The organism is Flavobacterium sp., assembly GCF_965657075.1.
Taxonomy (GTDB): domain Bacteria; phylum Bacteroidota; class Bacteroidia; order Flavobacteriales; family Flavobacteriaceae; genus Flavobacterium.
Window position 1 is genome coordinate 296,101 of the sequence record NZ_CBFHMV010000002.1, and the last position, 13,377, is coordinate 309,477.

A 13,377-nucleotide genomic window follows, 5' to 3' on the forward strand; every position below is an offset into this window, starting at 1 on the left:
GTTATGATTTTCGGTACATGGCATTGGTCCATTTCTGGTTTTTTAATTGGAATGGTCATGCTGACATTGATTTATTTTGGTAAAAGTTTTGGGATGTCTTCTAATCTAAGAACTTTTTGTTCGATGACATTTGCAAAAAAGCATTCTGATTTTTTTGATATTGATTGGAAAGATTTTAAATGGAATTTAATTGTAGTGTTTGGCGCCATACTTGGAGGATTTTTTGCTCATTTTGTATTAAGCGATGGAAGTGGTGTTGCAATCAGTGAATCCACACAAGAAGCATTAATTCAAATGAATATGAATTCGCCAAGCGGTCAATTACTACCTAAAGAATTATTCGGAATTTCAGAATTGAATCTTACAAACGGCATTTATTTACTTTTAGGAGGTTTGTTGATAGGATTTGGTTCTCGATATGCTGGAGGTTGTACTTCTGGTCATGCTATTTCGGGCTTGAGTAACTTTCAAATGCCCTCTCTAATTGCAGTTATTGGATTTTTCATAGGTGGATTAATCATGACATTTTTTATTTTACCATTAATTTTAAAGTTTTAAATATGAAATTTTTCAAATTTTTATTTGTTGGTTTTGTTTTTGGCGTTGTTTTGACAAAGTCTGAAGCAATTTCGTGGTTTCGAATTTTTGAAATGTTTCGATTTGAATCTTTTCACATGTATGGTATAATCATGATTGCAATTTCAACTGGAATCATTGGCATTCAATTGATTAAAAAATATAAAATAAAGGATGTTAATAATAATCCGATTTTAATTCCTGATAAAGAAAAAGGATTTTATAATTATTTTATTGGAGGAATTATTTTTGGATTGGGTTGGGCAATGGTTGGTTGTTGTCCTGGACCGATTTTTATTTTGATAGGAACAGGAGCTTTCACAGTGGTTATAGTTTTACTTGGTGCAATTTTGGGAACTTATTTGTACGGAATTTTAAGAAAAAAACTTCCTCATTAATCAAAAATTGAATTAAATACCTTAATTGAAAGTCTGTTGTTTTAAATTCTATTTCGGAAATAAATTATTCTACCTCATTTAATTCAAATGGATAATCGCCAAAAAGAGCCGAAATACGCATAGTTTGATATACCTTTTTGGTATATTTATTGGATAAAGCAATCATAGTTACAGTATCCTTTTTTAATGTTATGTAAGAAGAAGTATTACCATGCCACCAGCCGTTGTGATAAAAGACTTTCTGGCCTGTTTCCCATTCACGCAAACGGATGCCTAAACCATAATTTTTGATTCCTTTTTTCTCATAACTATACCCTTTAAAAATTTCTGATTTTAGTTCCTTTGAAATGAATTTGTCGGAATAAGTTGCTAAGTCAAATTTTAATAAATCTTGTGGAGTTGAATAAATATTTTTGTCACCATAAATGGCATCTAATTGGTCGTATTTAATGATTTCTTTGGTGCTTTTATAAGATTGACTTACCGAATCTTTTTGTTTTTCAAGTTCAAAAACGAAGGTGTTTTTCATTTTTAACGGCTCAAAAACCAATTCTTTCATTGCAGTTGGGAATGATTTTCCAGTACTTTTTTCAATAATTAAAGCCAGAATTGCATAATTGGTATTGCAATAGGCAAATTTTGAATTTGGATTAAATTCTAATGCAATTTTGTGTTGAATCATAAGGTCCAAAATGTCTTGATTATGAAGTGTTTTAATTCTGCCCCAAACAGTATTAGGTTCAGTAAATATAGAGTACTTAGCCAAACCACTTCGATGATTTAACAACATTCTTAAAGTTATTTTTTCATAAGGAAAATTAGGTAAAATACTTTTTACAGTTTGATCTAAATTTAATTTTTCAGCATCAATAAGTCTAAAAATAGCACTAGCAGTCAATACTTTACTTACAGATGCTAAATGAATTGATGTATTTGCATTGATTTTTTCTCCTTTTGAAAAATCACTAAAACCTTGATATTTTTCAAAAATGATTTGTCCGTTTTTAGCCACTAAAAAACTACCATTAAAATCATTATTTTTATTGATTTTCTCATCAAAAAAAGAATTGATTAAGTATTTTTTCTGTTCAATATATTGTTTCGGTAATTTGTTAAACCCATTAGGAACAAAAGAATCTTTTTCAATATTATTTTTTGAAAAAGTAGTAGCAGCGATTGATTTAGAATTTTCTTTTTTGCAGGAAAATAAGGTTAGTAGTAGAATTAGGTAAAAGTAGAATCTCAAAGCATTTTTATTTATTTTACAAATATAAAAAAAGCTTTAGCATGTTTTTTTATTTTCTTAGTTTTGTGAATATTTTAACCCATCTAGATGAAAAAATCGGTTGTCCTATTAATGTTAATATTTAGTTCTTTAGGTCTGTCTCAAAATAAAAAAGATTCAATATCAAATAATGATTTGAAATTAGCAGCATTGCCATACTACAATTACGGTAAAGGATTGGGAATTACTTCTCCTGACAGTCTATTTCAATTGAATATTCGTTTTAGAATGCAAAACAGAGTTTCTTATATTCAAGCTGATGGTGAAGATAATAGATATGAAGCTCAAATCAGGCGTTTGCGATTACGATTTGATGGTTATGTAGGAAATCCCAACTTTTTATATGTGATTCAGCTTTCATTTGCACCTGGAGATGTTGGTGTTATTGAAGAAGGCGATAATATCAATATTATTAGAGATGCTGCAGTTATATACCGACCTAATAAGAACTGGAGTTTCATTTTTGGACAAACCAAATTACCCGGCAACAGGCAACGTGTTAATTCTTCAGGAGCTTTGCAATTGACTGATAGAACTATTAATAATGCCCGATTCAATATTGATAGAGATTTTGGATTTCAAGCTTATTATATCTATGAAAAAAAGAATCAATTTTCATATAACATCAAAACTGCAATCTCAACTGGAGAAGGAAGAAATTGGACAAAAACTTCTGATGATGGCGTAGCGTTAACAGGTAAATTGGAACTGTTTCCTTTTGGTTCTTTTAAAAATAATGGCTACTATTTTGAAGGAGATTTCGCAAGAGAAAAAACTCCTAAACTATTATTATCTGGAGCATTTCATCAAAACAATAGAGCAGTTAGAACGCAAGGTCAATTAGGTAACGAATTATTTGCACCAAAAACCATTCGTTCTATATTTTTTGATGGTTTGTTAAAATACAACGGATGGAGTTTTATGACTGCTTACATGCAAAGACATGCCAATAATTTAGTAGCTTATAACCCGTTAGATTTATCTGAGTTTAATTACGTTTACGGCGGTTATGGTTTGGATTATCAATTGAGTTATGTTTTTCCAACTAATTATGAATTGATTGGAAGATTTTCAACCCAAAACGTGGATCAACAAATTCAGACTTTGGCTCCTAACAGCAAACAATATAGTTTAGGAGTTACAAAATATATTTGGGAACACGCTTTTAAATTACAAACAGAATTGACTTACAATACTTTAGATTATTTTTCTAGTAATAATAAAAACAATTGGTATTTGCGTTTACAAATTGAAATGGGAATTTAAATGATTTCAATATTAGGATTAATTTCTAAAAGATGTTTAAGAAATTCTTCTTCATTTTCAGGTGAAATGTAAATGTCATCGTATTTGTTGTAAGTTATCACTAACCCAATATGACTTAAAGCTGGTTTCCAAACAGTTGGTATAATTATTCCTTTATGATGTTCTATTTTTCTTATGGTATTAATATCAAATTTTCCATGAAATAAACCTGATTTCCAATAAATAATAGTTGATTTTATTGTATATTTTGTATCATAAAAAATCCACAATAAAAAAGCAATGAGTACAAAATTAATTGAAGTTACTACAATAATTGCTTTAACATCTTCTTCAAAGAAAACCGGAAAATTAACTGCAAATAAGAAAAAAATGGTTCCAAATAAAAAATAGTTATTCCATTTACTTTTAGCAGATTTATATACTTTAACAGACATTTGCCAATATTTAAAAAAAGTTTAGTTCAAAATTATTAAAAAATGCTTTAATTTTACTGAATATTAGTAATAATAAAAAAGTCAGCCTAAAATGATGAATGAAATTAACTGGAAAACCGCAAAAGAATTTGAAGACATAACGTACAAAAAATGTAATGGTGTGGCTCGAATAGCCTTTAATAGACCTGATGTGCGAAATGCATTTCGACCAAAAACAACCCGTGAATTAATTGATGCATTTTATGATGCACAAGAAGATACATCAATTGGAGTAGTGCTACTTTCTGCTGAAGGACCAAGCTCTAAAGATGGAGTTTATTCTTTTTGTTCTGGTGGTGATCAAAAAGCTCGCGGGCATCAAGGTTATGTTGGTGATGATGGCTATCACAGGTTAAATATTTTGGAAGTACAACGTATGATTCGATTCATGCCAAAAGCGGTGATTTGTGTAGTTCCGGGTTGGGCTGTTGGTGGAGGACATTCACTACATGTAGTTTGTGATTTAACATTAGCAAGTAAAGAACATGCCATTTTTAAACAAACAGATGCAGATGTTACTAGTTTTGATGGTGGTTATGGTTCAGCTTATTTAGCCAAAATGGTTGGACAAAAAAAAGCCCGAGAAATTTTCTTTTTAGGACGAAATTATTCAGCTCAAGAAGCTTTTGAAATGGGAATGGTAAATGCAGTTATTCCTCACGCTGAATTAGAAAATACAGCTTATGAATGGGCTCAAGAAATATTAGAAAAATCGCCTACATCAATCAAAATGCTAAAATTCGCTATGAATTTAACAGATGACGGAATGGTTGGACAACAAGTTTTTGCTGGTGAAGCTACTCGTTTGGCCTACATGACTGACGAAGCCAAAGAAGGTAGAGATGCGTTTTTAGAAAAACGTAAACCAAATTTTGAAAAGAAATATTTGCCTTAATAATTTAGAAATTAGAATTTAGAAATTAGAAAAATATAAAAATGAGCGAATTCATAAATCCAACCATAGATATTTCAACGTTGCCAAAATTTGAAGAGACTAAACTAAAACCTTTACAAAAAGCTTTTTTTAATGTAATGCTTATTCAATTTGCTATATTTTATCTGATTTTATTAGCAGGTATGGTTGCGATGTATTTTATTGATAAACAGCACTTTTTTAGAGATAATTTTATTTATTTATTTTTAGTTTGGACTGTTTTATTGATTTTGAATTTTCTATATTTAAAAATAAGTTTTGCGAAAAAAGGATTTGCTTTACGCGAACACGATGTTATTTTCAAGACAGGTGTTGTTAGTGAAACAACTACTATAGTGACCAACAATAGAGTACAGCATGTAGCTTTGCATCAAGGAATGCTTTCAAGGTTTTTTGGATTGGCTTCCATTGAATTATTTACAGCTGGTGGAAGTGCTAGTGATCTAAAAATTAATGGTTTATTGTTAGAAGATGCCAAAAAAATCAAAGAAAGTGTTTCTTTAAAAATTAATGAAATCGTATCCGCAACTACAAGTAGTGAGTCAACTGATAAGGTAAGTACAGATGAGGAGCAACTAAACTTTAATAAGGATTCAGATGAAATCTAATTTCGATTTTTCATTGCCTCAAAGACAATCCTTGATTGGTGTTATGGTATTATTTGTTAATACATTACAAAAAACAGTCAGAGCTTTTTGGCCAATGCTTGTTGTTGTTTTGTTTAAAAAAGACAAATACGATATACTTTATCTTTATTTTGGAGTTTTTGGTATGATTCTTTTAGTAGGAATTATTGCTTTCTTAAGATACTGGTTTTTTAAATTTTATATTGATTATAAATTAGAAGAATTTGTAATTGAAAACGGAATTTTTAATAAAACCAAAACAACCATTCCTTTTCATAAAATTCAAAAAGTGACTATTGATCAAAGTCTAATTCAGCGTATCTTTAATGTGCATAAAGTGGAACTTGATACAGCAGGTAGTGATAAAAAGGAGGCTTCAATAAGTGCCATTTCTCAAATAATGGCTTCCGAATTAAAAAATCAATTACTCGCAAATACAGAAAAAAACAGTTTAGTTTCTGAAGAAATAATTCCAAACGAAGAACAATCCAAGTCATTCATAACAATAGGAATTCCAAGTTTATTAAAAATTGGGATTACAGCAAATTACATCAAAAGTTTTGCCTATATTTTTTTAGTTTTTACAACAGTTTATGATAATTTAAATCAAATTGGTCGGGAAGATTTAATCGAAGATAATATCAATCAACTAGAAAAAGTTCCAATAGTTAGTCTTTTATTGGGGTTTTTAGTCTTTATTTTTACTACAATTATTATAGTGAATTTATCATTGACTGTAATTAAGTATTTTAATTTTACCATCAAAAAAGATCATAAATCTTTTGTTTTAACTTATGGTTTATTGAACATAAAAAACACAATTATTAATCCCGAAAAAGTTCAAATTATTAAGCTAACACAGAATTTTTTCCAAAAAAAACTCAACGTAAATACCATAGAAATTTTTCAAGCTTCAAGTGATATGAAAAGAACTAGCGTGAAAGATAAGACTAAAATTCCTGGTTGCAATGCATTTGAAAAAGATCAAATTATTAAGTTATTAATTGGAAAATTACCTAAACATCAAACTATCTTAGTTCCTAATGTTAGAAAACTACTTTTAAACCTTTTTTTTCTGATTTTAGTGCCTGTTACAATTGGTTTTGTAGTAAATTATAATATTAATAAATTCAGCATTTATGAAATCACTTTTGTGACTACTATTTATGTTCTATTCATGCTAACCGTACTTTATTTTTCATACAAAAATTACAGATTATTCATATCTGATGAATTCATTGTGAAGCAAAGTGGTGCTTGGGATATTGATCATGAAATTGTACAACCTTATAAAATTCAAGCCATTGAAACCCAACAATTTTTTTGGCAAAAATACACCAATATCGGCTCTGTAGTTTTTTATACCGCTGGAGGCAGAATTTCGTTTTCCACAGGAAATTATTCCGAAATTAAAGAGCAAGTTAATAAATGGCTGTATCAGGTGGAGATTTCTAAGGAAAATTGGATGTAATTTTTTAGCTAGAAAGAAATTAAGCACCTAAGTTTTTAAGTTATTATTAATTTAATCTTTGTGAAACTTTGTAACTACTTTGAGCTATTTTGAGTAACAAAAACAACATTAATTAAAAATAAAGCATCGAAAGATGCTAAACTAATTTCAGCATAAATGAACAACTGGATACAAGCCGCAAGATTACGAACATTACCTTTATCACTTTCTGGAATAATTGTAGGAAGTGCTTATGCATATCATCAAGGGTTTTATGATTACAGAATTTTAGGTTTAGCACTTTTAACCACGTTAGGCCTTCAAATTTTGTCTAATTATGCTAATGATTATGGCGATGGAATAAAAGGAACTGATGCCAACAGAATTGGAGAAAAACGATTGGTTGCTGCAGGAGTTATTTCGGCTTCTCAAATGAAAAAAGCGGTTATTATCACAGCTATTTTTACTTTACTTTTAGCTTTAACCTTAATTTACATTTCTTTTGGAAAAGAAAACTTTGCTTTGAGTATGATTTTTATTCTCCTTGGAATTGCTGCAATAGGAGCGGCCATTAAATACACAGTAGGAAGTAATGCCTATGGTTATAATGGTTTTGGAGATGTGTTTGTATTTATCTTTTTTGGATTGGTTTCTGTTTTAGGATCTAATTTTCTCTTTACAAAGATGTTAGATTGGAAATTGGTTTTAGCAGCTGCAGCCATTGGTTTATTAAGTGTTGCTGTTTTGAATTTGAATAACATGAGGGATATAGAAAATGATAAAATTGCTAAAAAAAGAACCTTGGTAGTAAAAATGGGTTTAGAAAATGCTAAAAAATACCATATTTTTCTATTGATTACCGCTTTACTATTGTTTTTAGTCTTCTCCGTTTCTATAGAAGCTTCTATAATTCCAATTATAATTATAGGTATTCCAATATTTTTTCACATTCGAACAGTTTTAAACGCAACTTCATACGAAGATTTTGATCCAGAACTTAAAAAAATTGCTTTAAGTACTTTTGCTTTAAGTTTGTTTTTTACAATTGGTTTGATATTTTTCAACTACTAATCTCTATTTATTAATCACTAATTACTAAATTATGAAAATTACATTTTACGGTCACGCTTGTTTAGGAATACAAATTGAAGACATAAACATAATTGTGGACCCATTTATCACAGGAAATCCTAAGGCTTCTGGAATCGACATCAATTCACTTAAAGCGGATTATATTTTATTAACGCATGCTCATCAAGATCATGTTTTGGATGTGGAAGCTATTGCTAAACGAACAGATGCAGTGATAGTTTCTAATTATGAAATTGCAAATTATTACGGAAGCAAAGGGTTTCAGTTTCACCCAATGAATCACGGTGGAAGTTGGGATTTTGAATTTGGAGTAGTGAAATATGTCAACGCAATACACACTTCAGCTTTTGCAGACGGAACTTATGGTGGTCAACCAGGAGGATTTGTCATTGAAGGAGAACGAAAAAACATCTATATTGCTGGCGATACTGCTTTAACTATGGATATGAAGTTAATTCCATTAAGAACAAAACTTGATTTAGCTATTTTACCAATCGGAAGCAATTTTACAATGGACGTTGAAGATGCTATTTTTGCTTCAGATTTTGTGGAATGTGATAAGGTTTTAGGATATCATTATGATACTTTCGGTTATATCGAAATCAATCATGAAGAAGCAAAACGTAAATTCTTTGAAAAAGGAAAAGATTTAATGCTTTTAGAAATAGGAGAGTCTATTGAATTGTAGAGAATAGACTATAAAAATAAAACTTATAGATTTCTAAAATTTTTTCAATTAGTGTTCCAAAATAAAAGCTAATGATTGCCAAGTATAAAAAATACATTCTAAACTTCAAAAGACCAAGTGGAACTTCTCGTGGAATTTTAACCGAGAAAGAAACTTGGTTTATCATCTTGGAAGAAAACGGAAAAGTTGGAATAGGTGAGTGCGGAATTTTAAGAACCTTATCTGTTGATGATCGACCAGATTATGAAGCAAAATTGCAATGGGTTTGTGAGAACATTCATTTAGGAAAAGACAAACTTTGGGATGTGCTTTTAGAATTCCCTTCGATTCAATTTGGAGTGGAAATGGCATTCCTTTCTTTGACTTCTAAAACACCTTTTGAGTTGTTTGCATCTGACTTTACAAAAGGAGAAAAAAGCATGCTAATTAATGGTTTAGTTTGGATGGGTGAAGAAGCTTTTATGAAGCAACAAATTGAAGAAAAATTAACTCAGGGATTCACTTGTATTAAATTGAAAATTGGAGCTATTGATTTTGAAAAAGAACTAGGTTTACTGCAATTTATTCGAAAGCATTTTAATGAAGAAACCATTGAAATTCGTGTCGATGCAAATGGTGCATTTGATTTAAATGAAGCTTTAGTAAAACTTACACAATTAGCTGAATATAAATTGCATAGTATAGAACAGCCAATCCCAAAAGGAAACAGCAACAAAATGACTGAATTATGCAAATCTACTCCTTTGCCAATTGCTTTAGACGAAGAATTGATTGGTGTGTTTTTAACTTCAGAAAAAGAAACTTTATTAAAACAGATAAAGCCTCAATACATTATTTTAAAACCAAGTTTAGTTGGAGGTTTTAAAGGCACACTAGAGTGGATTTCGATAGCCGAAAAATTAGGCATTCAATGGTGGATTACTTCAGCTTTGGAAAGTAACATTGGTTTGAATGCTATTGCACAATTCACTTATACGTTACATAATTTATTACCACAAGGATTGGGAACAGGTGGTTTATATACCAACAATTTTGAATGTCCTTTAGAAGTCGAAAAAGGACACCTTTGGTATAAAAAGGAAAAGCATTGGGAAATAGATTTTAATCAGTTTTAAAAAATAAAACCGACAAAATTTGTCGGTTTTACTATTTTCTTTTTCAATTTTTTCTTTCTTATTTTTCAACTTTAACAGTTCCTGAACCGTCTTTTACTTCAACTTCTGTTTTGCTTTCTCCCTCTTTTGAAGAAAACTCTACACCGTCCTTGTTAATACTAATGGATGTTCCATCTTTTTCTTCTGTGGATGGCGCTACTTCTTTTTCAACAATTACAGTTTCTTTTTCAACTACAGTTGCCTCTTCATTATCTTTACAACTCACAGAAACTAATAGCGATAAACTTGCAATCAGTAAGGTTACTTTTTTCATAATTTTAGTTTTATTATTTATAGTTGCAAGGTAAGGGGAGTTAGTTGTAATTTTTTTACAGTATTTATTTAAATAGTTATAAAATTACCATTGCAGGTACAATTTTTAACTTTTAATGATGTTTAGCAAAAATTCATTAGTAAATCAAATATTTAAAATTAATTATTGCATTTTCGTAAATAATTATTACTTTTGCAAACCTTTTGGCAGATAGGAGTTTCCATTGGGTATCAATAATTTACAAAAATCACTTCTGTTGTTTTTATAATTGCATTAGAAACTCCATAAAACACAGAATACAAATTTATTATCAGCATGTCTGAAACAACAAAAACACAAGATCAGTTTTTAGCAGAATTCAACTGGCATAACTATGCAGAAGGTATAGATGCAGTAGACGAAAAAAACTTACAAGAATTTGAAGATTTAGTAACTAAAACATTCATCGACACTAAAGATGATGAAGTAGTTGAAGGTACTGTAGTAAGAATCACAGATAGAGATGCTATCGTTGATATCAACGCTAAGTCTGAAGGTGTTATTTCATTAAACGAATTTCGTTACAACCCAGGTTTAAAAGTTGGGGACAAAGTAGAGGTATTAATTGATATCCGTGAAGATAAAACAGGTCAATTAGTATTATCACACAGAAAAGCAAGAACAATTAAAGCATGGGATAGAGTTATCTCTGCTAACGAAACAGGAGAAATTGTTAACGGTTTTGTTAAGTGTAGAACTAAAGGTGGTATGATTGTAGATGTTTTCGGAATTGAAGCATTCTTACCAGGTTCTCAAATTGATGTTAAGCCAATCCGTGACTACGATCAATATGTAAACAAAACTATGGAATTTAAAGTTGTGAAAATTAATCACGAATTTAAAAACGTAGTAGTATCTCACAAAGCGCTTATCGAAGCAGATATTGAAGTACAGAAAAAAGAAATCATCGGTCAATTAGAAAAAGGACAAGTATTAGAAGGTGTTGTTAAAAACATTACTTCTTATGGTGTGTTTATTGACTTAGGTGGAGTAGATGGTTTAATTCACATTACTGACTTATCTTGGTCTAGAATCAATCACCCAAGTGAAGTATTAGAATTAGATCAAAAATTAAACGTTGTAATCCTTGATTTTGATGATGAGAAAACAAGAATTCAATTAGGTTTAAAACAATTAAACGCTCATCCTTGGGATGCTTTAGGTGCTGACTTAGCGGTTGGTGATAAAGTAAAAGGTAAAGTAGTTGTTATTGCTGATTACGGTGCATTTGTTGAAGTAGCTGAAGGAGTTGAAGGACTTATTCACGTTTCTGAAATGTCTTGGTCAACACATTTACGTTCAGCTCAAGATTTCATGAAAATCGGTGATGAAGTAGAAGCAGTTGTTTTAACTTTAGATAGAGATGACCGTAAAATGTCATTAGGTATCAAACAAATGTCGCAAGATCCTTGGACTGATATTACTTCTAAATATCCAGTAGGTTCTAAACATACAGGTATTGTTAGAAACTTCACAAACTTTGGTATTTTTGTTGAATTAGAAGAAGGTATTGACGGATTAATTTATATTTCTGACTTATCTTGGACTAAGAAAATCAAACACCCATCAGAATTTGTTAATGTTGGAGATACTTTAGATGTTGTAGTTTTAGAATTAGATGTTGATGGACGTAAATTATCTTTAGGTCATAAACAAACAACAGAAAATCCTTGGGATAAACATGAAGATGCTTATGCTGTAGGAACTGTTCATAACGGAACTATCGGAGAAATTGTTGACAAAGGTGCAACAGTTGATTTTGGTGATGATGTGGTTGCTTTTATTCCAACTCGTCATTTAGAAAAAGAAGATGGTAAAAAATTGAAAAAAGGTGATGTTGCTGACTTTAAAGTAATTGAATTCAATAAAGAATTCAAAAGAGTAGTAGCTTCTCATACTGCAATTTTCCGTGAGGAAGAAGAAAAAGCAGTTAAAGAGTCATCTTCTTCATCTTCAAATAATGTTGAAAAATCTACTTTAGGTGATTTAGATGCATTAATGGAATTAAAAGAAAAAATGGATAAAAAAGGAAAATAATCCTTAATCCAAATTTCATAAACAAAAGCTCTAATTTTTATTAGGGCTTTTGTGTTTTATAAACTATTTTTGTAAAAAAATATTACAATGTCATTACGTTATCGATTAGCTTTTTATTTATTAGGACTTTCTATAGGAATTATATTTGTTTATTACTTCTTAACAGCTAAGGCTGAAGCCAAAGGAGTTTCTTTTTGTTATTTGCCCAATTGTAGAGTTTTAAAAGAATTGCGATCCAAACCCTTAGAAGTTTCTGAAGAGGTAGAAGCAATATTTAAAGAAAAATGGGTGACTTTAGAAGATATTAGGACTAGTATGGAATATGGCGATGTAGATTTTTCTAAAAGTAATATAAAAGTCAACAACGGTAAAGTTTATATTATTGAAGGAAGAAACTCTAAAAATGAAGATATTTCCATAGAGATGATCAATTATTCTGAAAAGGTGGTGCTCAACAATATTGAAAAAATAAAGGAATAAAAAAAATCGCTTCAATTTTGAAGCGATTTTTGTTTATAGTGTCTTGTCCTGAAAAAAGTTGACTAAATATTAAATAATATGTCAACAAAAAAGAAAATTTCAAAAATTCCGAGTTCCCCACAAATTTATAGTGAAGCATTTAAACGTCAAGTTGTAAGCGAATTTGAAAGGGGTTTATTCACAAAAGCAGAGCTTCGAAGACGCTACAATATTTTAGGTAGTAGTTGTATACCAAGATGGTTAAAAAAATATGGTAAATTTACCTATGAAGATAAAATAACTATTGGTCGTCCTATGAAAGATCCTCAACAACAGCATATAAAAGAGCTTGAAGCTCAATTGGCAAAAAAAGAAGAAGAATTAAAAGTATTCAAACGATTTATAGAAATAGCTGAACGTGAACTTAAAATTGATATTGTAAAAAAGTCTGGTTCCAAGCAGTCGAAGAAATAAATGCAAGTAGTTTGTTGACTACTTATGAGTTATGCGAACTGTTTGGATATACAAAACAAGCATTTTATAAACGAAAGTCAAAGATTAAAGTTCCTAAATATAACTCTGAATTATTACGAAGTTTAATTGTAAATATTCGTAAACAATTACCA

The 13,377-nt window shown here is 30.0% G+C and carries 14 protein-coding genes and 1 pseudogene; 12 read left to right on the forward strand and 3 right to left on the reverse strand.

Annotated features, from left to right (window positions below):
- Positions 1–3 precede the first annotated feature (3 nt).
- Together ACTF56_RS02875 and ACTF56_RS02880 are read left to right on the forward strand one after the other, a co-directional pair.
- Positions 4–558, forward strand: a complete 555-nt coding sequence (locus tag ACTF56_RS02875) for a YeeE/YedE family protein (RefSeq protein WP_438965406.1) — start codon at positions 4–6, stop codon at positions 556–558.
- 2 nt (positions 559–560) lie between these two features.
- Positions 561–974, forward strand: coding sequence for a DUF6691 family protein (locus ACTF56_RS02880; protein WP_438965407.1), 414 nt, complete (start codon positions 561–563; stop codon positions 972–974).
- A gap of 64 nt (positions 975–1,038) precedes the next feature.
- On the opposite strand, the gene ACTF56_RS02885 is transcribed toward ACTF56_RS02880, so the two are convergent.
- Positions 1,039–2,220, reverse strand: coding sequence for a serine hydrolase domain-containing protein (locus ACTF56_RS02885; RefSeq protein ID WP_438965408.1), 1,182 nt, complete (start codon positions 2,218–2,220; stop codon positions 1,039–1,041).
- 87 nt (positions 2,221–2,307) lie between these two features.
- Between ACTF56_RS02885 and ACTF56_RS02890 the strand changes: the two genes are divergently transcribed.
- The gene (locus ACTF56_RS02890) at positions 2,308–3,525 is read left to right on the forward strand and encodes a porin (RefSeq protein WP_438965409.1); all 1,218 of its coding nucleotides are present in this window, start codon (positions 2,308–2,310) and stop codon (positions 3,523–3,525) included.
- On the opposite strand, the gene ACTF56_RS02895 is transcribed toward ACTF56_RS02890, so the two are convergent.
- Entirely contained in the window at positions 3,522–3,959 is a 438-nt protein-coding gene (locus ACTF56_RS02895) for a PH domain-containing protein (RefSeq protein WP_438965410.1), read from the reverse strand. The two genes, ACTF56_RS02890 and ACTF56_RS02895, sit on opposite strands and share 4 nt — an antisense overlap.
- 94 nt (positions 3,960–4,053) lie before the next feature.
- On the opposite strand from ACTF56_RS02895, the gene ACTF56_RS02900 reads away from it, so the two are divergent.
- The 6 genes from ACTF56_RS02900 (at position 4,054) to ACTF56_RS02925 (ending at position 9,903) form a co-directional block, all read left to right on the forward strand.
- Positions 4,054–4,893, forward strand: a complete 840-nt coding sequence (locus ACTF56_RS02900; protein ID WP_438965422.1) for a 1,4-dihydroxy-2-naphthoyl-CoA synthase — start codon at positions 4,054–4,056, stop codon at positions 4,891–4,893.
- Positions 4,894–4,934: 41 nt separating this feature from the next.
- Entirely contained in the window at positions 4,935–5,540 is a 606-nt protein-coding gene (locus ACTF56_RS02905; protein ID WP_438965411.1) for a PH domain-containing protein, read from the forward strand.
- Positions 5,530–7,029: a PH domain-containing protein gene (locus ACTF56_RS02910; RefSeq protein ID WP_438965412.1), complete on the forward strand. Its 1,500-nt coding sequence runs from the start codon at positions 5,530–5,532 to the stop codon at positions 7,027–7,029. The genes ACTF56_RS02905 and ACTF56_RS02910 overlap by 11 nt, the downstream gene beginning before the upstream one ends.
- 156 nt (positions 7,030–7,185) lie before the next feature.
- A complete protein-coding gene (menA, locus tag ACTF56_RS02915) occupies positions 7,186–8,079 on the forward strand; it encodes a 1,4-dihydroxy-2-naphthoate octaprenyltransferase (protein ID WP_438965413.1) in 894 nt (297 codons plus the stop codon).
- A 31-nt stretch (positions 8,080–8,110) separates the two neighbouring features.
- Complete coding sequence (locus ACTF56_RS02920) at positions 8,111–8,788, forward strand: metal-dependent hydrolase (RefSeq protein ID WP_438965414.1); 678 nt, start codon at positions 8,111–8,113, stop codon at positions 8,786–8,788.
- A gap of 71 nt (positions 8,789–8,859) precedes the next feature.
- Positions 8,860–9,903 carry an o-succinylbenzoate synthase gene (locus ACTF56_RS02925; RefSeq protein ID WP_438965415.1) on the forward strand — a complete coding sequence of 348 codons (1,044 nt, stop codon included), beginning with the start codon at positions 8,860–8,862 and terminating at the stop codon, positions 9,901–9,903.
- 58 nt (positions 9,904–9,961) lie between these two features.
- On the opposite strand, the gene ACTF56_RS02930 is transcribed toward ACTF56_RS02925, so the two are convergent.
- Positions 9,962–10,216: a hypothetical protein gene (locus ACTF56_RS02930; protein ID WP_438965416.1), complete on the reverse strand. Its 255-nt coding sequence runs from the start codon at positions 10,214–10,216 to the stop codon at positions 9,962–9,964.
- A gap of 315 nt (positions 10,217–10,531) precedes the next feature.
- Here ACTF56_RS02930 and rpsA point away from each other — a divergent pair, with 315 nt between their 5' ends.
- The 3 genes and pseudogenes from rpsA to ACTF56_RS02945 all read left to right on the forward strand — a co-directional run.
- Positions 10,532–12,292, forward strand: coding sequence for a 30S ribosomal protein S1 (gene rpsA / locus ACTF56_RS02935; protein ID WP_438965417.1), 1,761 nt, complete (start codon positions 10,532–10,534; stop codon positions 12,290–12,292).
- An 87-nt stretch (positions 12,293–12,379) separates the two neighbouring features.
- Positions 12,380–12,772, forward strand: a complete 393-nt coding sequence (locus ACTF56_RS02940) for a DUF4258 domain-containing protein (protein WP_438965418.1) — start codon at positions 12,380–12,382, stop codon at positions 12,770–12,772.
- Between the two features lie 78 nt (positions 12,773–12,850).
- Positions 12,851–13,377, forward strand: a pseudogene (locus ACTF56_RS02945) (transposase); the annotation flags it as partial.